At 32.1% G+C, this 21,684-nt stretch carries 17 protein-coding genes, 2 tRNA genes and 2 rRNA genes; 17 read left to right on the plus strand and 4 right to left on the minus strand.

The window, feature by feature from the left end; genetic code table 11:
• Positions 1-141: 141 nt before the first annotated feature.
• From ACQZHJ_RS01910 to ACQZHJ_RS01925, 4 genes are all read left to right on the plus strand, one after another.
• Positions 142-3,045, plus strand: a 23S ribosomal RNA gene (locus ACQZHJ_RS01910).
• Positions 3,046-3,101: 56 nt separating this feature from the next.
• Positions 3,102-3,219: ribosomal RNA gene (rrf, locus tag ACQZHJ_RS01915) — 5S ribosomal RNA — on the plus strand.
• An 11-nt stretch (positions 3,220-3,230) separates the two neighbouring features.
• A tRNA-Phe gene (locus ACQZHJ_RS01920) sits at positions 3,231-3,306 on the plus strand.
• A gap of 130 nt (positions 3,307-3,436) precedes the next feature.
• The gene (locus ACQZHJ_RS01925) at positions 3,437-4,192 is read left to right on the plus strand and encodes a hypothetical protein (protein WP_430483860.1); all 756 of its coding nucleotides are present in this window, start codon (positions 3,437-3,439) and stop codon (positions 4,190-4,192) included.
• 122 nt (positions 4,193-4,314) lie between these two features.
• Here ACQZHJ_RS01925 and ACQZHJ_RS01930 read toward each other — a convergent pair whose 3' ends face one another.
• A complete protein-coding gene (locus ACQZHJ_RS01930) occupies positions 4,315-4,773 on the minus strand; it encodes a peroxiredoxin (RefSeq protein WP_430483861.1) in 459 nt (152 codons plus the stop codon).
• 382 nt (positions 4,774-5,155) lie between these two features.
• Between ACQZHJ_RS01930 and ACQZHJ_RS01935 the strand changes: the two genes are divergently transcribed.
• The 7 genes from ACQZHJ_RS01935 to ACQZHJ_RS01965 all read left to right on the plus strand — a co-directional run bounded on the left by ACQZHJ_RS01935 (position 5,156) and on the right by ACQZHJ_RS01965 (position 13,434).
• Complete coding sequence (locus ACQZHJ_RS01935) at positions 5,156-5,902, plus strand: peptidylprolyl isomerase (RefSeq protein ID WP_430483862.1); 747 nt, start codon at positions 5,156-5,158, stop codon at positions 5,900-5,902.
• A gap of 232 nt (positions 5,903-6,134) precedes the next feature.
• Positions 6,135-6,956 (plus strand): ABC transporter permease, encoded by an 822-nt coding sequence (locus tag ACQZHJ_RS01940; RefSeq protein ID WP_430483863.1) that lies wholly within the window; start codon positions 6,135-6,137, stop codon positions 6,954-6,956.
• Positions 6,957-6,973: 17 nt separating this feature from the next.
• Positions 6,974-8,146, plus strand: coding sequence for a polysaccharide ABC transporter ATP-binding protein (locus ACQZHJ_RS01945; protein ID WP_430483864.1), 1,173 nt, complete (start codon positions 6,974-6,976; stop codon positions 8,144-8,146).
• 13 nt (positions 8,147-8,159) lie between these two features.
• Positions 8,160-9,443, plus strand: a complete 1,284-nt coding sequence (locus tag ACQZHJ_RS01950) for a glycosyltransferase (protein ID WP_430483865.1) — start codon at positions 8,160-8,162, stop codon at positions 9,441-9,443.
• A 17-nt stretch (positions 9,444-9,460) separates the two neighbouring features.
• Positions 9,461-10,696, plus strand: a complete 1,236-nt coding sequence (locus ACQZHJ_RS01955) for a glycosyltransferase (RefSeq protein ID WP_430483866.1) — start codon at positions 9,461-9,463, stop codon at positions 10,694-10,696.
• Between the two features lie 14 nt (positions 10,697-10,710).
• Entirely contained in the window at positions 10,711-11,898 is a 1,188-nt protein-coding gene (locus tag ACQZHJ_RS01960) for an ABC transporter ATP-binding protein (protein WP_430483867.1), read from the plus strand.
• Positions 11,899-12,012: 114 nt separating this feature from the next.
• The gene (locus ACQZHJ_RS01965) at positions 12,013-13,434 is read left to right on the plus strand and encodes a glycosyltransferase (protein WP_430483868.1); all 1,422 of its coding nucleotides are present in this window, start codon (positions 12,013-12,015) and stop codon (positions 13,432-13,434) included.
• 271 nt (positions 13,435-13,705) lie between these two features.
• Here ACQZHJ_RS01965 and ACQZHJ_RS01970 read toward each other — a convergent pair whose 3' ends face one another.
• Together ACQZHJ_RS01970 and ACQZHJ_RS01975 are read right to left on the minus strand one after the other, a co-directional pair.
• The gene (locus tag ACQZHJ_RS01970) at positions 13,706-14,359 is read right to left on the minus strand and encodes an HAD family hydrolase (protein WP_430483869.1); all 654 of its coding nucleotides are present in this window, start codon (positions 14,357-14,359) and stop codon (positions 13,706-13,708) included.
• A 74-nt stretch (positions 14,360-14,433) separates the two neighbouring features.
• Positions 14,434-15,786 (minus strand): [Fe-Fe] hydrogenase large subunit C-terminal domain-containing protein, encoded by a 1,353-nt coding sequence (locus ACQZHJ_RS01975; protein ID WP_430483870.1) that lies wholly within the window; start codon positions 15,784-15,786, stop codon positions 14,434-14,436.
• A 144-nt stretch (positions 15,787-15,930) separates the two neighbouring features.
• On the opposite strand from ACQZHJ_RS01975, the gene ACQZHJ_RS01980 reads away from it, so the two are divergent.
• Complete coding sequence (locus tag ACQZHJ_RS01980) at positions 15,931-16,077, plus strand: hypothetical protein (protein ID WP_430483871.1); 147 nt, start codon at positions 15,931-15,933, stop codon at positions 16,075-16,077.
• A 54-nt stretch (positions 16,078-16,131) separates the two neighbouring features.
• Positions 16,132-17,502, plus strand: a complete 1,371-nt coding sequence (locus ACQZHJ_RS01985) for an N-acetylmuramoyl-L-alanine amidase (RefSeq protein WP_430483872.1) — start codon at positions 16,132-16,134, stop codon at positions 17,500-17,502.
• Between the two features lie 182 nt (positions 17,503-17,684).
• Here ACQZHJ_RS01985 and ACQZHJ_RS01990 read toward each other — a convergent pair.
• Positions 17,685-17,760 (minus strand) — tRNA-Pro (locus ACQZHJ_RS01990).
• A gap of 176 nt (positions 17,761-17,936) precedes the next feature.
• Here ACQZHJ_RS01990 and ACQZHJ_RS01995 point away from each other — a divergent pair.
• The 4 genes from ACQZHJ_RS01995 to rsmI all read left to right on the plus strand — a co-directional run bounded on the left by ACQZHJ_RS01995 (position 17,937) and on the right by rsmI (position 21,614).
• Positions 17,937-18,227 (plus strand): hypothetical protein, encoded by a 291-nt coding sequence (locus ACQZHJ_RS01995; protein WP_430483873.1) that lies wholly within the window; start codon positions 17,937-17,939, stop codon positions 18,225-18,227.
• Positions 18,228-18,410: 183 nt separating this feature from the next.
• Positions 18,411-19,709 (plus strand): NlpC/P60 family protein, encoded by a 1,299-nt coding sequence (locus ACQZHJ_RS02000; protein WP_430483874.1) that lies wholly within the window; start codon positions 18,411-18,413, stop codon positions 19,707-19,709.
• Between the two features lie 291 nt (positions 19,710-20,000).
• Entirely contained in the window at positions 20,001-20,771 is a 771-nt protein-coding gene (locus tag ACQZHJ_RS02005; protein ID WP_430483875.1) for a tRNA1(Val) (adenine(37)-N6)-methyltransferase, read from the plus strand.
• Entirely contained in the window at positions 20,772-21,614 is an 843-nt protein-coding gene (rsmI, locus tag ACQZHJ_RS02010) for a 16S rRNA (cytidine(1402)-2'-O)-methyltransferase (RefSeq protein WP_430483876.1), read from the plus strand.
• Positions 21,615-21,684 lie beyond the last annotated feature (70 nt).

Raw genomic sequence — 21,684 nt, forward strand, 5'->3', positions numbered from 1 at the left:
ATCTCTGTTTAATTTTGAGAGACTATCTCTCAAAATTGTTCTTTGAAAATTGCACATAATAATTTAATTTATAGAAAACAACAAAGCCAAATTGGCAAACCAATTTCTATTCTTTGTAAAATGAGAACTATAACTAATATAGGTCAAGCTACAAAGGGCGCATGGTGAATGCCTTGGCATCAGGAGCCGATGAAGGACGTGATAAGCTGCGATAAGCTTCGGGTAGACGCACATAGTCTGAGATCCGAAGATTTCCGAATGAGGAAACTCACATGGGAAACCCCATGTATCCATAAGTGAATACATAGCTTATGGAAGGTAACCTAGGGAACTGAAACATCTAAGTACCTAGAGGAAGAGAAAGAAAAATCGATTTTCTTAGTAGCGGCGAGCGAAAGGGAAAGAGCCCAAACCGGAAACTTGTTTCCGGGGTTGTGGACATAACATAAAGAGAAGTAATGGCTAACTGAAGAGAGCTGGAAAGCTCCACCGTAGAAGGTAATAGTCCTGTAAGTGAAAGTTAGTATAATCGAGTTATGATCCAGAGTACCACGAGACACGTGAAACCTTGTGGGAAGCAGGGAGGACCACCTCCCAAGGCTAAATACTACCTGATGACCGATAGTGAAGCAGTACCGTGAGGGAAAGGTGAAAAGAACCCCGGGAGGGGAGTGAAATAGAACCTGAAACCGTGTGCCTACAACCGTTCAAAGCCCCTTATGAGGGTGATGAAGTGCTTTTTGTAGAACGAGCCAACGAGTTACGGTATGTAGCAAGGTTAAGTACTTAAGGTACGGAGCCGAAGGGAAACCGAGTCTGAATAGGGCGACTAGTTGCATGCCGTAGACCCGAAACCGGGTGACCTATCCATGGCCAGGTTGAAGCGAGGGTAAAACCTCGTGGAGGACCGAACCACGTTGCTGTTGAAAAAGCATGGGATGAGCTGTGGATAGCGGAGAAATTCCAATCGAACCCGGAGATAGCTGGTTCTCTCCGAAATAGCTTTAGGGCTAGCGTCGAGTATGAGTAGTGGAGGTAGAGCACTGAATGGGCTAGGGGGCATAGCGCTTACCGAACCTTATCAAACTCCGAATGCCACATACTATGAGCTCGGCAGTCAGACTGCGAATGATAAGATCCGTAGTCAAAAGGGAAACAGCCCAGATCGTCAGCTAAGGTCCCAAAGTGTAAGTTAAGTGGGAAAGGATGTGAGATTTCTAAGACAACTAGGATGTTGGCTTAGAAGCAGCCACTCATTAAAAGAGTGCGTAATAGCTCACTAGTCGAGAGATCTTGCGCCGAAAATGTAACGGGGCTAAACTTACCACCGAAGCTACGGGCTTGAATTTAATTCAAGCGGTAGGAGAGCGTCGTAATCGGGCTGAAGTCGTACCGTAAGGAGCGGTGGACTGATTACGAGTGAGAATGTTGGCATCAGTAGCGAGATGTGGGTGAGAATCCCACAGGCCGAAAACCTAAGGTTTCCTCAGGAAGGTTCGTCCGCTGAGGGTTAGTCGGGACCTAAGCCGAGGCCGAAAGGCGTAGGTGATGGACAACTGGTTGATATTCCAGTACCACTACCATCGTTATTATCGATGGCGTGACGCAGGAGGATAGTGTGTGCTAGCTATTGGATGCTAGTCTAAGCACTTAGGCAGTGAAAGTAGGCAAATCCGCTTTCATAATGCTGAGGTGTGATGGGGAAGGTTCCACGGAACCGAAGTACATGATTCCACGCTGCCAAGAAAAGCGTCTAGAGAGAGAAGTAGTGCCCGTACCGCAAACCGACACAGGTAGGTGAGGAGAGAATCCTAAGGCCGGCGGAAGAATTACAGTTAAGGAACTCGGCAAATTGACCCCGTAAGTTCGCGAGAAGGGGTGCCTACGAGAGTAGGCCGCAGAGAATAGGCCCAAGCAACTGTTTAGCAAAAACACAGGTCTCTGCTAAAGCGTAAGCTGATGTATAGGGGCTGACGCCTGCCCGGTGCTGGAAGGTTAAGGGGAATACTTAGCGCAAGCGAAGGTATGAACTTAAGCCCCAGTAAACGGCGGCCGTAACTATAACGGTCCTAAGGTAGCGAAATTCCTTGTCAGGTAAGTTCTGACCCGCACGAATGGCGTAATGACTTGGGCACTGTCTCAACTGTAAATCCGGCGAAGTTGTAGTGCGAGTGAAGATGCTCGCTACCCGCGATTGGACGGAAAGACCCCGTAGAGCTTTACTGTAGCTTAGCATTGAGTTTTGGTATTGTCTGTACAGGATAGGTGGGAGACTAGGAAACTAGGGCGTCAGCCTTAGTGGAGTCATCCTTGGGATACCACCCTGACAGTACTGAAATTCTAACTGGCGGCCATGAATCTGGTCACAGGACATTGTTAGGTGGGCAGTTTGACTGGGGCGGTCGCCTCCTAAAAAGTAACGGAGGCGCCCAAAGGTTCCCTCAGAACGGTCGGAAATCGTTCGAAGAGTGCAAAGGCAGAAGGGAGCCTGACTGCGACACCCACAAGTGGAGCAGGGACGAAAGTCGGGCTTAGTGATCCGGTGGTACCTCGTGGGAGGGCCATCGCTCAACGGATAAAAGCTACCTCGGGGATAACAGGCTGATCTCCCCCAAGAGTCCACATCGACGGGGAGGTTTGGCACCTCGATGTCGGCTCGTCGCATCCTGGGGCTGAAGTAGGTCCCAAGGGTTGGGCTGTTCGCCCATTAAAGCGGCACGCGAGCTGGGTTCAGAACGTCGTGAGACAGTTCGGTCCCTATCCGTCGCGGGCGTAGGAAATTTGAGAGGAGCTGTCCTTAGTACGAGAGGACCGGGATGGACTGACCTCTGGTGTACCAGTTGTTCCGCCAGGAGCACAGCTGGGTAGCTAAGTCGGGAATGGATAAACGCTGAAAGCATCTAAGCGTGAAGCCAACCTCAAGATGAGATTTCCCATAGCGTAAGCTAGTAAGATCCCTTGAAGAACACAAGGTTGATAGGTCGGGGGTGTAAGCATGGTAACATGTTCAGCTGACCGATACTAATAGATCGAGGGCTTGACCAAATTATAGTAAATTAAGTATTATGTGCAATTTTGAAAGAACAATCTTTCTAAATACATCTGGTGATGATGTTCTTTAGGGTAACACCCGTTCCCATTCCGAACACGACGGTTAAGCCTTTAGAAGCCGATGGTACTGCACGGGAGACTGTGTGGGAGAGTAGGTGGTCGCCAGGTTTTTATTTTATGGCTCGATAGCTCAGTCGGTAGAGCAGAGGACTGAAAATCCTCGTGTCGCTGGTTCGATTCCTGCTCGAGCCACCAAAAAGCTTAGTGAATTTTCACTAAGCTTTTTATTTTTTTATAATAAATTAAGTAAACAAATTTCATTATTTTAATATTATATAATAGGGAAATCGACTTTTTATTATATTTTATGTAAAGTAGTGATTTTATGAATAAACAGAGAAAAGGCTATATATTAAGTATAATATTTTTATCAAGTGTATCAACTATGCTATATTTGATACACTTTATATTTTTTAAAGAGCCAATAAATACTATAGCTAATATAATTACAAGTTTAGCGTTTGCTCCAATACAAATGATTTTTGATTTATTAGTTATAGATAAAATTATGGAAATAAGAGAAAATGCTAAAAAGGCAAAGAAAATAAATATGATAATAGGAAGTTTTTATAATGTTATAGGAAATGATATTTTAACAATGTTGGTTAAGGCAGATCCTGATAATCCTAGTATAAAATCAATGGCTAGAGTATCCAAGCACTGTTGTGAAGAAGATTTCTGGCAGCTAAAGAATGATTTAATGAATTATGATTTTAAAATTGATATTAATGAATTAAATTTAAATGATTTAAATCTAATATTAGAAAAAAATAAAAACTTTTTAATAGACTTAATGATCAGTTCAGTTATAGATGAAGATGAAGAATTTAGTATAATGGTTATGGCTGTAGTTCATTTAAGAGATGAATTTGCTACAAGAAGAAGCAACGGGTTAGAGGAATATGAGGTGCTTCATATTAAGAAGGATGTGGAAAATGCATACAGGTTATTAACTTATCAATGGGTTGATTATATGAAGCATTTGAAAGAGTTTTATATGCAGCTATTTGCTAAGGCCTTAATTCAATCTCCTTTTGATGATAGAAGTAACCTTGAAAAAGATAAAGAATTCTTATGTTAATTCTTTAGTAAGACTTTAAAATATATTACTTTAGTGAAAATCATTTAAGAATATATGTTAAGTTGTAATTAAGATAAAAAGGACTAAATTAATTTATAATTTAGTCCTTTTTAGGATAAGCTTTATTTTACGGATTCTAAAACTTTTTCTACATGTCCTTTAACTCTAACTTTTCTAAATTCGGCTATCAATATTCCTTCTGTATTTATTACAAAAGTACTTCTTTCTACGCCCATATATTTTTTACCGTACATATTTTTTTCTTTTATTACATCATATAAGTTACATGCAACTTCATTTGGATCACTAAGTAATACAAATGGAAGTGATAATTTAGTTATAAATTTATCATGTGATACTAATGAATCTCTAGAAACTCCTAAAACAACTGCATTTAAATCTCTGAAACTTTCTATATTATCTCTAAAATCACAAGCTTCTGTTGTACATCCTGCAGTATTATCCTTTGGGTAGAAGTATAATATAACATTTTTTCCTCTATAATCACTTAATGAGTGTTCTTTCCCGTCTGATCCCATAAGTTTAAAATCTGGAGCTAATTTATTTAATTCGATTGACATAATAATCCCTCCTCTAAATTATATTTATTATATAATAATTAATATTTATTATCAAGAAATCTCTTTTCAATATTATAAACTTAACTTAAGTTTTTTTGATATTTATAAGTATTTATTAAATTTATATTTTGAGATTAAATATAAATTTAATATTAGAGTTTAGGTGTATAAAGTAAGTATAATTGAATTATGTACAATTACACTGAAATTAAGTCTATGATTTTGATATAAATTAATTTGAGAAAGTAGCATTAGGTTAGTATATTTTCATAGAATAGAGCAATTAGGAAAATATTAGAGAAAATCTTTGTAATTCAATAAATGTATGTTAATATATGAAGTATAGGAAATTAAAACTTTAACTGAAAAGGAGATAATATAAATGGAAAACAAAGTTTTAGCAACAGTTGGAAACACTGAAATAACTTCAAACTACATAGATGAGATAATAGCAAGATACCCAGCTCAACAACAAGCTATGTTATCAAGCGAAGAAGGTAGAAGACAAGTTTTAGAGCAAGCAATCGCTTTTGAATTAATGTCTGAGTTCGCAAAAGAAACTGGATTAGATAAAACAGAAGAATATACTGATCAATTAAATAAATTTGCTAAAGAATTATTAGCTCAAATGGTTATGAAAAAGACTTTAGATTCAGTTACTGTAACTGATGAAGAAGCAAAAGCTTTCTATGAAGAGCATAAAGAAAACTTCGTTGAATTAGAAACTGTAACAGCTAAACACATATTAGTTGCTTCAGAAGAAGAAGCTAAAAATGTAGAAAAAGAAATAGCTGAAGGCGTTATGTCATTCGAAGAAGCTGCAAGCAAATATTCAACTTGTCCTTCAAAAGAGCAAGGTGGAAACTTAGGTGCATTCTCAAGAGGAATGATGGTTCCAGAATTTGAAGAAGCTGCATTCAACTTAGAATTAGGAGTTGTTAGTGCTCCAGTTCAAACTCAATTTGGATATCACTTAATAAAAGTTGAAGATAAAACAGAAGCTACAACTAAGGCTTTCGAAGAAGTTAAAGATCAAGTTGTTGGAATGTTAATACAAGAAAGACAACAAAAGAAATACTTAGAATTAGTTAAAGAATTAAGAGAAAAATATGGAGTTAAATTAGCTTAGTTTTAGCTTTAATTTGACTTAAGACTAGGTAGGGGTAAACCTCTATCTAGTCTTTTTTATATTTTATAGCTTTATTATTTATTAAATTGGAGAATACTTAAAGTAATATAGGTAAAATATAAATTATAGATATATTTCATTACTTTGTAAGATAAATGTATAAATCTTTTTATAGTATTTGTGGTATAATTAGGTTTAGTTATTTTACATAATAAATAGAAGATAAGCAGAGGTGAACAACTTGAAGGATTGGCTTGAGATTGAGAAAAGTATTTTTTCTCATTGGAGAATGGTATTTAGTATATCCAAGAAGGAATTTAAAAAAGAGTTTGCTGGTTCAAAATTAGGAATGGCTTGGGCTATAATTAGACCACTAGCTATGATTGCTGTTTTTTGGATGATTTTTTCAACTGGAATGAGATCAGTTAGTGGAGGAGTACAAGTTAATTATTTAGTTTGGCTGGTTTCAGCATATATACCTTGGATATTTATTTCAGATGTAATTGTTTCAGGAGCAAGTTCCATAAGGGTTAACTCATTCTTGGTTAAGAAGGTTAAATTCCCTGTAGAGATATTACCTACAATAAGGATAGTAATTAGTTTTTACACATTTTTGATCTTATTAGGAATAAGTTTTATAATTTTTGCGGCTAATGGAAATTTAGGATTGATTAACATACCGAAATTAATTTATGCGATTGTAATATCTGTGATATTTTTAGCAGCTTTATCAAGACTATTATCTGCATGGGTAGTAATGTCAATTGATATACTACATGGAATATCTGTATTTATGCAGTTCTTATTCTGGATGTGTCCAGTAATGTGGCAAGTAGGATCATTACCAGCCGGTCAAAGTATGCCTTGGATCGAAAAAATTTTAAAATTAAATCCATTGTATTATTTATCAGCATTATTTAGAGATGCATATTTAGGTACTCATACTGTAAGTTGGCAGTATGGAATTTATTTCTGGGTAGTAACAATAATATTATTTATATTCGCATCTAAAGTATTTAATAGATTTAGACCAGAATTTGATGATGTTTTATAAAAAGAGAGGTACAGAAAATGTCTGTTGCTATAAAGGTTAAAAACTTAAGTAAAAAATATAAGTTATACCAAAAGAGATCTCAAAGATTAGCAAATGCTATAGGAAGAGAGAAAAACATAAAAGAATTTTATGCTCTTAAAGGAGTTTCTTTTGAAATAGGCAAAGGCGAATGTGTTGGTATTATCGGTCATAATGGGGCCGGTAAATCAACACTTTTAAAATTGCTAACAGGTGTTGCTTTTCCAACATCAGGTGAAATTGAGATAAATGGAAGATTAGCTTCTATGCTAGAACTTGGTTCAGGATTTAACCCGGAACTTACAGGTATGGAAAACATTTATTTTAATGGTAGCTTAAATGGATTAACTAAGGAAGATATAGATGGAAAACTTAAGGATATATTAGACTTTGCTGATATAGGAAAGTTTATAGATCAACCTGTTAAAAACTATTCTAGTGGTATGTTTGCTAGATTAGCTTTCGCAGTAGCTATAAATGTTGATCCAGATATATTAATAGTCGATGAAATTTTATCTGTTGGAGATGTTGGTTTCCAAGTTAAGTGCATGGAAAAGTTTAATGATTTCAAGAAAAAAGGTAAAACCATACTTTATGTTTCGCATGGACTTGGTACAGTTAAAAAGTTTTGTGATAGAGCTATATGGCTTCAAAAAGGAGAGGTTGTTGATGATGGTAACTCTGTAATAGTTGTAGAGAGATACTATAATATAAACTTTAATCCAGCTAACATAGAACAATTAAAAGATCACAAAAGTGACATAATAAATAGTATAAAAATAGATGCAAATAAGGATGAACTTGATTATCTTGATAGATTAGATTTAGAAGTTAAATATGATATTTTAAAGAATGATTTAGAGAATCCTAATATAGTATTAGAATTTAGAAAAACTGACTATGAGCCAGGCACAACTAGAGGAAATGACCAATTTGTTTGTGGTTTAAATAGTAATGATAATATGAAATGTATTCCTTTTAATAAAGGAATGAATAAGTTAAATGTAACTTTAAATAAAGTCAATCTAGTGGCAGGAGTTTATTATATTGATTTTGTTTTAAGAGATGGAGACGAAGAAGTATTTAGAAAGATTAATGCATTTAGTTTTACTTTGAATGACAAGTATAGAGGAGAAGGTTTCTTAATACTAGGACATTCTTGGGGTAATTAAGCGGAGGAATAATATGAGTATAGGTAGAATTGCTAAGAGAGCTACGGAAGTTCTTAAGGAAGATGGTTTGGTTGAGGTTATAAAAAGAATTTTAAGATACATAAAAAGACGTATTAAAGGAAAAGTAAACAATAGTAACTTAGTTTATACCAGAAATTATGAGGAAGCTAATGCTATTTTTCATAAGATTTTAAATGAGGAAAAATATAAAGCCATTGTAGTTTTTGATTCTAGAGTTGGATGGAATATTCCTTTATTTCAACGTTCTCAACATATGGCAAATGAATTAACTGATGATGGATATCTTTATTTTTATAGAACTTCAGAGCAGTTTGATCCACATATAAAAACTGTAGAAAAATTAAAAGATAGATTATATTTAGTTAATATGGCTAACTTTGCTTTACAGAATGCTATGTTTGATATTTTAAATGAGTATAAAGGTCATAAATTCTTATCTCTTTACTCAACTGATGTTTATTTAGATGAGGAATATATAAAAGAAAAATATACTGATAATGGATTTAAAATAATTTATGAGTATATAGATGAGCTTTCAGATGAGATTTCAGGACATTTACCTGACTTTGTATATGACAGACATAAACATGTAATTGAGGATAAAAGCAATATAGCTGTTGGTTCAGCTGATAAGCTTATTGAAGAAATAGAAGAAATAAGAGGAACTGAGAATGTTGCTATGATAACAAATGGGGTTCAATATGATCACTGGAAATATAGAAGTGATGAGGTTCCTGATAAGCTTAAAGATATAGTAAGTAAAGGAAATCCTATAATAGGATACTTTGGTGCTTTAGCAAAATGGTTTGATTATGAATTAGTTAAAAAAGTTGCCAAGGAAAGACCAAATTATGAAATAGTATTAATAGGATTTTTATATGATAATAGCTTTAAAGATAGTAAAGTTGATGAATTTGATAACGTGCATTACTTAGGAGTCGTTGATTATAAAGAATTAAACAAGTATTCTAAATACTTTACAATATCAACTATTCCATTCTTATTAAATGATATAACTGAGTCAACAAGTCCTGTTAAGTTATTTGAGTATATGGCTATGGGACATCCGATAGTTACTACAGATATGAGAGAGTGCAGAAAATATAAGTCTGTATTAATAGGAAAAGATAATGAGGACTTTGTAGAAAAACTAGATTATGCATTAACTTTAGATAAGAAAGATGAGTATTACACTTATCTTGAAGAAGAAGCTTTAGCTAACACTTGGAGAGAAAAAGCTGCAATATTAGATAGATTAGTACAAAAAAACATTTAATATGAGAGGGTAATGGTATGAGTTTAAAAAGACAATTAAAGAATTTATTAAGACCAATAGTAAAACCTATGTTACTTAAATATAGAGAAAAAGGACATGAGGATCAAAAACAAGTATTCTTTGATGAAATAACAGGAGCTATAAAGAACGGAAATTATGATGCTATAGTTATTTTTGATGTTTATTTTGGATTTGAAGTTAAGATGTTCCAAAGACCTCAACATATAGCTTTAAATTTAGCAAAAGAGAATGTTTTATATTTTTATAAAGCATCTCCATATGTTGATAAAGATATAAAAACTTATAAGAAAATGGCAGATAATCTTTATTTAGTAAATACTGATTTATACTGGCTTCAAGAGTGTTTAATAGATATAGTTTCACAAAGTGGAGTTCCTGCCTTTGGACAAATATACTCAACTTCATTTGTTGAATATGATAGTTGGTTAAAGAAATTTACTGATAGAAACTTCAAGATAATATATGAATATGTTGACGATTTATCAGACGACATAGCTGGATTCAAGATTTCAGATGAAATTAAAGCGAGTCATAAGAGGATGCTTGAGGATACAGAGAAGGTATATGTTGTAACAACTGCAGATAAATTATATCAAGAAGCAAAAGAGTTAAGAGGAGACAATAAATTGGCTCTTGTAACTAATGGAGTTCAATATGAACATTTTGCAGATATTGATTGCAATAAGGTTCCAGATAAGATGAAGAAAATAGTTAAGAGCAAAAAGAAAGTAATAGGATATTTTGGAGCATTAGCAAAGTGGTTTGATTATGAGTTAATAAAAGAACTTGCTAATGAATTCAAAGATGATTATGAAATAGTTCTTATAGGAATAGATTATGATCAATCTTTAGGTAAAAGTGGAATATTAAACTTAGATAATGTTCATTATTTAGGAACTGTAAACTATAATGAACTTCCAACATACTCTAAATTCTTTAATGTTTCTATAATTCCATTTGTAGTTAATGATATAACTGAAGCTACTTCTCCAGTTAAATTATTTGAGTACATGGCATTAGGTAAACCAATTGTTACAACAGCTTTACCAGAGTGTAGAAAATATGAATCACCATTAGTAAGTGATTCTCATGAAGATTTCATAAATAACATTAAGAAGGCTGCTGAATTAGAGCATTCATCAGAGTATATTGAGTTATTAAGAAAAGAAGGAAATCAGAATACTTGGAGACAAAAGGCTAGAGACATTAAGGAGCTTATACTAAACTCTTAATGGGGGAGAAGTACATGGAAAAAGCAATAGAGGTAAATAGACTTTGTAAAAACTACAAGGTTTATGATTCAAAATCAAGTAGAATAAAAAGTATAATAAATCCTTTTGGAAAGAAAGAAACTAAAGACTTTAGGGCTTTAACAGATGTTTCTTTCTATGTTAATAGAGGAGAGATTGTTGGTATAATAGGAAATAATGGAGCTGGTAAATCAACTTTATTAAAAATACTAACAGGAGTTTCTTATCCATCTGCTGGAGAAATAAAGGTGAATGGAAGAGTATCTTCTCTTTTAGAATTAGGAACTGGATTTAATCCGGAACTTACAGGAGAAGAGAATATATATTTTAATGGAAGTTTAATGGGATTAACTCATGAAGAGATAGAAAATGTTAAAGATGAAATAATGTCATTTGCTGATATTGGAGAGTTTATATATCAACCAGTAAAAAGCTATTCAAGTGGTATGTATGCAAGATTAGCATTTGCAGTTGCTATAAACATAAACCCAGATATTCTTATAGTGGATGAGATTCTATCTGTAGGTGATGTAGGTTTCCAAAAGAAGTGTGTAGATAAATTTAATGAGTTTAAAGAAGCTGGTAAAACAGTTCTTTATGTATCTCATGGTCTAGAGACTGTTCAAAGCTTTTGTGAAAGAGCCGTATGGCTTGAAAAAGGAAAAGTTATGGAGGTTGGACCAGCCTTTGATGTAGTTGAAAAATACTATGATAAACTTATGAAAAGTGAAGAAAAAGAAGAAGAAGCTACGGAACCTGGTAAGTTTGTAGAACTTAAAAATGTAGGGATAATAGATGAAAAGAAATCATATAAAAAGGGAGATTCTATAGAGTTTTCAGTTGAGTATGAGGTTTTTAATCCCAAGGTTAAGAATGCAGGTATTACTATAGAAATGAGAAGAGCTTATAGAGAGCCTTGTGAATATAGAAATGCTGACCAATTTATATTCTCAGTTAATAGTAATGTTGATGAATATATTATTCCTTGGGAAAAAGGAATCAATAAAATAACATTTAAAATTGACTCTTTAGATGTTAAAGAGGGAACGTATTACTTAGACACTATATTTTCAGAGAGTCAGAATCTTGTTGCTTTAGAAACACAAGAAGATGTTGTTTCATTTAAAGTTGAAAATGAAGATGAAGCTCAAGGATTTATATTCTTAGAATCTACATGGTCATAAAAAAAGAGGATATAGCCATAAATTATATGGTTAATATCCTCTTTTGTGTACTAATTAAGTAAAAATGTGTTAATAATGTAGAAGTGTGAGAGTCTTTTAATAAGGAGAAGTTTTATGAAGAATATTTTTGAAGTTATGTTAGAAAAAAATATTGGTGAATTTACTTATGAAGAAAAAGTACAATTGAATAATTGGATTATAGATAATCTTAATTTAAAAGAACTTATATATTCAAATCTTCAGGGGAAAAAGGTTAGCGATGAAGAAGGAAATGAGTCTTTAGAATTTAATGATGATATAATTTCAGGAAAAATGAGTCAGGTTTGCCTTAAGACATCAAAATATATAGATGATGCTATAAGTTCAATATTATTTGATGCTCAATTTAATTGTTTTTATAAAGAAATAAAAAATATATTAGAGTTAGAAGAATATGATGAAATTGTGGTTTTTCATGCTTCTTTTGGATGGAATATTGAGATGAAGCAAAGACCTCAACATTTAGCAGAAGCATTAAGTGATAAAAAGATTTTATATATTTATAGAAGTGATATAAAGAATGACAATATATATTCAATAGAAAAGATAAAAGAAAATTTATATGTCTTAAATTTAGATATGTATAGTTTAAATGTAGCTTTCTTTGAGGCTCTAAAAGATATAAATAAGCCTAAATTTGTACATGTATATGCTACTTGCTTAAATTCAGTTGACTATGAAAAAATAAAATCATATATAGATAAAGGCTTTAAGGTTATATATGATTTTGTTGATGAACTATCAAGTGAGATAAGTGGATATGCAGTAACTGATAAAATGATATCAGATCATGAAAAGCTATTAGGAGATACGGACAATGTACTAGTTGTTTCTACAGCTAGGAAGTTAAAGAAAATAGCAGATTCTTATAGAGGACAAGACGATAATAATATTTTGGTACCTAATGGGGTTAACTTAGACGACTTCAAAAAAAGTGGGCGCGAAATAGGAGAGAAAATAATACCTATAGTTAAGAAGAAGAAACCTATAATAGGATATTATGGAGCACTAGCTAAGTGGTTTGACTATAAGCTTATTGAAGACTTAGCTAAAAATAGAGGAAATTATGAAATAGTGCTTATAGGAATGGATTATGATGGTTCTTATGAGCAAAGTAATTTAAAGAATTATCCTAATGTATCTTATTTGGGAATGATTGATTACAATGAACTTATAAATTATTCAAAGTATTTTGATGTATGTATGGTTCCGTTTATAAAGAATGATATAACAGATTCTACATCACCACTAAAGGTATTTGAATATATGGCATTAGAAAAGCCGATAGTAACTACTGATATAAATGAATGTAAAAATTATGAGTCATGTATTATATCAAAGTCAAATGAAGAGTTTATAGATAATATTGATAGGGCCACTAAGATTGGAATATTCAATATAAAATATACAAGAACGCTTAAAAGAGAAGCGGAAGAGAATACTTGGGACAATAGAGCTAATATAATAAAAGAAGCAATTGATAATTTTAAAAGTTAATATATAAGCTTTAATTAATGTTTTGCACATAACTTAAATGCTAATTAATATGGTATTTCATCTATAGCTAGAAATCAATACTAGTTTAAACCTAATAATTAAGTTTAAATGTTTTAAATCATAAAAATAGATTTGTATTAAAATAAGTTATTAATAAAACTTATAAATATTAAGAATAGAATTCAGAACTTTTGTTTATATAAGGAATTCTAATCATATATTTATAAGTTTTATTTTGAGTTTATATATTTTTTTATCTTACATTATATTATTACATTACAAGTAATTCATTGTAAGTTTCTATGTATTCATGAGCTTGTTCTTTAAGTTGTGCTTTTTCTTCTTCTGATGTTGTATGATCTTCTATAGCAAATACCTTCATACCAGCGCTAAGAGCTCCTTTTACAGCAGGTAAAATATCTTCAAATACGGCACATTCTTCTGGAGCTAAATTAAGTCTTTCGGCAGCTAAAAGATATACATCTGGGAAATCTTTACCTCTAGAAACCTCTCCAGTTACAGTGATTGAATCAAATAAATCATAGATACCATTTGATTTTAATGAAACCTCTAGAAGAGGATATGAATTACTAGTAGCTAGTCCTAATTTAAAACCTGAATCTTTTAGGTAATGAAGAAATTCTTTTGCACCAGGTTTTAATTTTATATTATCCCTATACTCTTTATAGGCCATTTCATGCCAAGTATTCATTATTTCTTCTTCTGAATCCTCTATATTAAATCTGTTCTTGAAATATTTAGCTACTTCTTCAAATCCTAAATGAGTTATTTCTTCTTTAAGATTTTTTGGAACAGCATGTCCTAGGTTTGCAAGATAATCAACATCTATTTTAGCCCAAACACCCATAGAATCTACTAATGTTCCATCTAAGTCAAATATTACACCTTTTATATTGTTAAGCATTTATGTCTCACCCCCAATACAGTTTATCACATGATTTGTTAGATATAAACTATATTGAGGAAAGACATAATGATTTAAAATTCTCTTTCGAATATTTCTATTTTTTCTTTTTCCTCAAAAGATTTTAAAGAATTTATTCCTAAACGTGAAAGGACTTCATCCATTGTGTGGCTGTGAGTTGCTACTTTAATAGGAGAGTCATAAGCAACCTTATCAACGCATTTCTTTCCTATAGAAGCATCTACTATTCTTTTAGGACCACCAACACATCCACCAATACAACCCATTCCTTCTATAAATGTTGCATTAATTTCTCCGTTTTGAAGATTAGTAAGTAACTCTTTACATTCCTTAACACCATTAGCTTGAACAGCGGTAAATAGTTTATCTTTCTCAGGGTAAAGTTCCTTTACAACATCATGAATTGCCTCAGAAACACCACCAGTCCTTGCATAGAGCCTTCCACCACGAGAAGTATATTCTATTGAGGGAACTCCTTTGAAACTTGAAGGATCTATTTTTAATACATCAAATATACCCTTAAGCTCCTCAAAGGTTAAAACATAATCTACTGATCCTACTAAATCTTTTTCACGAGCTTCAGCTTTCTTAGCAATACAGGGGCCTATAAATACTACTTTTGCATCAGGACTAAGTTTTTTTATCACTCTTGCAGCAGCAATCATTGGAGAAACTGATGGAGATACATCTTTAACTAAATCATTGTAGCATTTTCTTAACATTCCTACCCACATAGGACAGCAGCAAGATGTTATTAAGACATCACCTGTTTTTTCAACATGATGATTGAATTCCACAGCTTCTTTTATTGAAAGCATATCAGCAGCAAATGCAACTTCAATCATGTCAGCAAAGCCGATTTTTATAAAAGCTTCTCTAAGCATATCTAAAGTAACATTCTCTCCAAACTGACCAGCAATAGCAGGGGCTACAGCTGCTATCACCTTTTCATTGTTTTTTAGTAAATCAACGATTGGAATAATTTCTATTCTGTCTAGGAAATGACCATTTTCACATACTTGAACACATATACCACAACTTTCACAAAGGTTAGGGTCAATATATTTTCCGTTATCTATAGGATTTGTTAGTATTGCATCAAATGGACAAAGACTTTGACATTTTGCTTTACCATTATCTTGGTGGCAGTCCTCAGTGCAAAGAGAAACCTTACTAACTAAATTATTTTTTACTTTATGAGATGTTATTGCTTTTTTTAGAGCGTAGGAAATATTTTTTGACTTATTATCTATATCAACACCACACAAAGATGAAAGTATTTCTATAGCTTCTTCTCTATTATTGAAATCGTGCTCTATTATATTATTTAGCTTTTTATCGAAATCATCATTTGAATAGTAAGATGATATAAGCTCTTTAAGAAGAGGTTCATACTTTTTATTCATAAATTAATCCTCCTAACTATATATGTAATTAATTAATCAACTTATTATGTGCACAAAGTTACGGTTATATTAGTAAAAGGGTATAAATTTTTATAAATTGGAAAGTATTTTATATAGATAATAAATTTAGAAAAGGTGATATTTATGAAATATATATTTTTTAGTGTAGTAGTTATATTAATTTACATGTTTTATTTAGCTTTATTCAAGGCAGCAGCCAAGGAAGATAGATATTTAGAAGAGGAATTCAATCAATTTCTAAATGATGAAGTTAAAGATAATTTAGAATAAAAAGGTAACAGTAGAATATACTTTAGTGATAGCATTTTATAATAGGGGATAGTAATGATTGAGGTGATTTTAGATCCTGGCCATGGAGGACATGATGTTGGAGCAAGTGGTATAAATGGCATAAAGGAGAAAGAATGTACTCTATATGTATGTAAGGCTTGTGAAGCTATTCTAAAAAAACATAATATATCAGTTAAGCTTACTAGAAGAGATGATATGTACTTAACTGATAATGAAAGAAATAAAATAGCTAAAAGTCTAAGTTCTAAGTGTTTTATTTCTGTTCATTTCAATAGTAGTAATGACTTAATGAAGGAAGGAACAGAAATATTTTTCCTTAAATCTTCAGAGGAAGGAAGAAGGATAAGTGAACATATAAAATATAGTTTGAGTAAGGAAACTAATTTGCCTAGTATTGGGATTAATAATGAAAAGTATAGAGAGATAGAGGGCTTAAGTAATGCAGCCACTTTAGTAAAAGTATGTTTTTTAAGCAATCCTAAAGAGGAAAATTTACTTAAAGACTATAATTTTAAAGAAAAAATTGCTCAGGGATTAGCAAATGGAATTTTAGAGTATTTAGGCAAGGGACAAGTATTAAATATTAATAGTAATGCTATAAGTGAGGGATATGAGATGTCTGATATAAAAACTAATATAATAAATGAGCCTTTAGAAAGTAAAAATCAAGCTAAGCAATGGGCTAAGGATAGGGGTGCTACGAAAACTTTTATTGGACTAGCTGATTTGTATTGGAAGCTATATAAAGAATGTGGAGGAGTAAATCCAGTTATGGCTTATGCACAGGCTGCATTGGAAACTGGATATGGAAAATTTGGTGGAGTGGTGAAGGAGTCATTTAAGAACCCTTGTGGATTAAAGACAGCTGTGGCTACGGAGGATTCATCAGAGGCGCATGCTAAATTTTCAACGTGGAAAGAAGGAATCTATGCACATTTAGATCATCTGGCTCTATATGCAGGAGCAATAGGATATCCTAAAACTAATACTACTGATCCTAAGCATTTTCAATATCTTTTTGGTGTTTGTAAATATGTTGAGGATTTATCTGGATTATGGGCTCCAGGAGATGAGTACTCATTAAAGGTTTTGACTCTTATGGATAGTATTTCAGAAACAACAGTAGTTGATGAGTTTGATGATAATTATATAGAGAATGAAATTGATAAGCCAGAAGATATTATAAATGTAGAAGAAAAGGTTGAGAGTCTTAATGATATGCTTGTTAAATTAAAGGAAGAGTATTTAACCTTATTTAAGATTATAGATGAAGGAAATAAGGAGTTAGAGAAATTAAAAGAAGAAAATAATGATTTAAGAGAAGAAAATAAAGAATACAGAGAAAAGTTATTAGAGTATAAGAAAATAATAGAAAGTATATATACATTAGTAGATATAAAATAGAATGATTTAATATAGGCTATATTAAATCTATGTTTATAGAGTAGATTTATTTTACTTTATAAATTAGGTTTGCTATAGTCTTAATTTTATGCTCTTGTTTTGAGTTCATGGTATTTCTAAATATATTTTCAGATATAAGTTTGCTAAAATAAAAAAAAGGAATTGCTTTTGCAATTCCTTTATGGTCGGGGTGACAGGGATCGAACCTGCGACCTCATGGTCCCAAACCACGCGCGCTCCCATCTGCGCCACACCCCGGCGACATTTATTATTATAAGGGCAAATAAATATAATGTCAACAGAAAAAATAAAAAAAGTTTAAAAAATTTAAAATAAGCACAAAGACATTATATTTCATTAAAATATAGGATATTTTGATTATGGTGTTATAATGATATATAGTGATTTAAAATAATAAAGATGAGGTGAAACAAATGAGTATGGCATCAATAGTTATGCTAGCAGCTAGTTTCTTATTAATAGTTGTTGGGATAGTTTTATTTGCAAACAAGAAGAGATTTGATGGTGAAAAGCAAGTAGGAAAATATAATGCAAAGTACATACAAGTTAATGCTCTTGGAAACATATTTATAGGATTTTTAGGTACTATTTTAGGGGCGATTGAAAATTTCGTTAGTGGTAATTCTGTTAAAATAGCCTTTGTTGTTGTTATAATTGGTGGTTCTATAATTCAAAGAATAATAGCTAATAGAGCATCTAAATAGGATAAAAATGTAAGAAAAAGTTAAATAACTGTAAAAAAAGTGAGAAAAATCTATGTATTTAAGCTAAAAGTGACAATTTTATATTGTTACAAAAAGGTTTCAAATGCTATAATAAGATGTATAAAACTTTTAACATAGGGGAGGGATGAGTTCCTATTTTTCATTAAATGGGAGCAAGTTGATATGAAGAAGAAAATAATTTCAACAGTTCTTGCTGCTACAATGACATTCGGGGTAGGACAAAGTGTATTCGCAACTCCACTTACGGATAGTCAAAAGCAACAAATGGAACAAAGCCAAGATAAATATGCAGAAATAAATGATAAAATAAGAGAATTAGAAAATAAAATAGATGGTTTAACAGCGAAAATAGAACCTTTATTCTTCCAAGTTCAGAAGAATGAAGATGAAATGAAAAAAACTGAAGAAGAAATTTCAACAGTTAAGGTTCAAATAGAAGAATCTAAAAAGAAAATAGAAAAGCAACAAGAAGTTTTAGGCCAAAGAATAAGAGCTACTTATAAAAGTGGTGGACAAGCAAACTACTTAGGAGCTTTATTGGATTCTAATGGAATTGGCGATTTCTTATCAAAAGTACAAGCTATAAGTAAAGTTATGGGTATGGATAAGCAAGTTATCGATGAGTTAAGTACTGAAAAGTCAAAGTTAGATAACCAAGTTAAAGAGTTAGAAGATAAGACTGCTGAGTTAGAAAAGCTTAACAAGGATACTAAAGCTCAAATAGCTGAGTTAGATAAAATGAAAGCTGAACAAGAAGGCGTTATTAAAGAAATGAAAACTGAGCAAGAGAAGGTTGTTGGAGAGTTAGCTCCATTAGAAAGACAATTAATAGAACCTTGGGTTGCTAAAATAAACTCAGATAGTTCAATAAACGACTTAAACCAAGCTGTTACTGCTTTAAAAGGGTTAAGAAATCAAATAAAAACTCCAGCAGTAGATGAGGAATGTGTTCAAGCTATAGAAAAAGCTAAGAACTTAATTTCAGAGAAACAAGCAGCTGCTGATTCAAGTAATGCACCTAATAGAGGTGGAGATGTAAATAATGGTGGAAACTCATCAAGTGGTGGTAATACATCAGGTGGTGGAACAGTAACACCTCCAGATTCTGGTTCAGCATCAAGCATAATTTCTTATGCATATCAATTCATAGGAAGACCTTATGTATTTGGAGCAACAGGTCCTGATGCATTTGACTGTTCAGGATTTACTAGTTATGTTTATAGACATGCCGCAGGTATGGAAATAACAAGAACTACTTATACACAGGTAAATCAAGGTAGATATGTATCAAGAGATCAATTACAACCAGGTGACTTAGTATTTACTAATGGTCCAGCATCATCTCCAGGACACGTTGGAATATATGTTGGAAACGGACAAATGATTCATGCTGCTAGACCAGGAGTTGGGGTAGTAGTAGGACCAATCTATAATTACACAACAGCTAGAAGATTATTATAATTAGAATATATTTATGCCAAACAGTATGCTTAATTGTAAACTGTTTGGCATATTTTTTTGTATTTGAATTAGTATTTATTTTAATAGTTTTTTAGTAATAGTACAAAATTAATGTTAAATTCAATAAGCAATTTAAGGTATAAGTTTGTTTTTGATTAGTGAGACTGTTATAATCTTTCTGGATAGGATTAAGAACATTAACTATATGCTATAATATAGACTATGATAATTAACTAAATCTCATAAAAATATTATGAGGTTTACATATAAATATAAAGGTGAGTGTGAAAGATGAGTGAAACTTTTAATGAGTTAGATTTAACTTTAGTTAATGAAGATGAAACTCTAGATGATTTACAGTTAAATGGGTTACATTTAATTCAGAAAAAAGAAGGGTTTAGATTCGGAGTAGATGCTGTTTTGTTAGCTAATTTTGCTAATGTAAATAAAAAACATTCTGTATTAGATTTATGTACAGGAACAGGAATAATTCCTTTTGTTATCTACGGTAAGAAAAATCCAAAAGAAGTTATGGGAATAGAGATTCAAGAAGAGTTTGCTGAAATGGCTCAAAGAAGCGTAAAGATTAATAAGGTTGAGGAGAGAGTTTCTTTTGTTTGTGGGGATTTAAAAGATAAAGAGCTTAGCAAATCATTACCTAAATTTGATGTTGTTACAGTGAATCCACCATATAAATTAAGTAATGCTGGTATAGTTAATCCGCATGATAAGCTTGCTATAGCTAGACATGAGATAATGTGTACATTAGAAGATGTAATAGCTTCAAGCAGAAGATTTTTAAAGGATAATGGAAGACTATACATGGTACATAGACCAGAAAGGTTAGCAGATATATTTTGTCTTATGAGAAAATATAAAATAGAGCCTAAGAGAGTTAGAATGGTTCATCCTAATACTAAGAAAGCAGCCAATATTGTTTTGGTTGAAGGACAAAGAGATGGAGGGGCATTTTTAAAGTGGGAACCACCTCTATATGTTTATAAAGATGAAGGTGGATATAGCGAAGAAATAGATAGAATATATGGAAGGGAGAACAAATAAATGAGTAAGGTTTATTTAGTACCAACACCTATAGGGAATTTAGGAGATATAACATTAAGAGCTTTAGAGGTGCTTAAAAATGCTGATTTAATAGCTGCTGAGGATACAAGACAGACTTTAAAGCTTTTAAACCATTTTGAGATAAAAAAGCCTTTAATGAGTTATCACAAGCATAATGAGCAAGGAAAAGGTGATGAAATACTTAGAAGAGTAAAGGATGGTCTTAATGTAGCTATAGTAAGTGATGCAGGCACACCAGGTATTTCAGATCCAGGTAGTGTTGTAGTTGAGAAATGTATAGAGGAAGGAATAGAATTTGAGGTTCTTCCTGGAGCTACAGCATTTACAACTGCACTTATATATTCAGGATTAGATACAAGTAAATTTATGTTTAAAGGGTTTTTCCCAAGAGAGAATAAAGATAAAAGAGCATTTATTGAAGATATAAAAGATAGAACAGAGACTATTATAATATATGAATCACCATATAGAATAATAGATACATTAGATAATTTAAAAGAAGGTTTAGGAAATAGAAAAGTAGCGGTTTGTAGAGAGTTAACTAAGTTACATGAAGAAATCTATAGAGGAACTATGGAAGAGGCTAAACTTTATTTTGAAGAAAATGCTCCAAAGGGAGAGTTTGTTTGTGTAATATCAGGGAAAACAGAAGAAGAAATAGAGGCTGAAAATACAGCTAAATGGAGTGATATGACAATAGAAGAGCATATTATTCACTATATAGATAATGAAGGTATGAAGAAAAAAGATGCTATAAAGCAAGTTGCTAAAGATAGAGGAGTTGCTAAGTCAGAAATTTATAAATTTTCATTAGATATATAATGAGATAAATGGTACAGAGTTAATAAAGAGAGGGCTTTGTACCGTTTTTTTTTTAAACATGGCCTAATAA

This window comes from Clostridium sp. B9, assembly GCF_050509515.1.
Taxonomy (GTDB): domain Bacteria; phylum Bacillota; class Clostridia; order Clostridiales; family Clostridiaceae; genus Sarcina.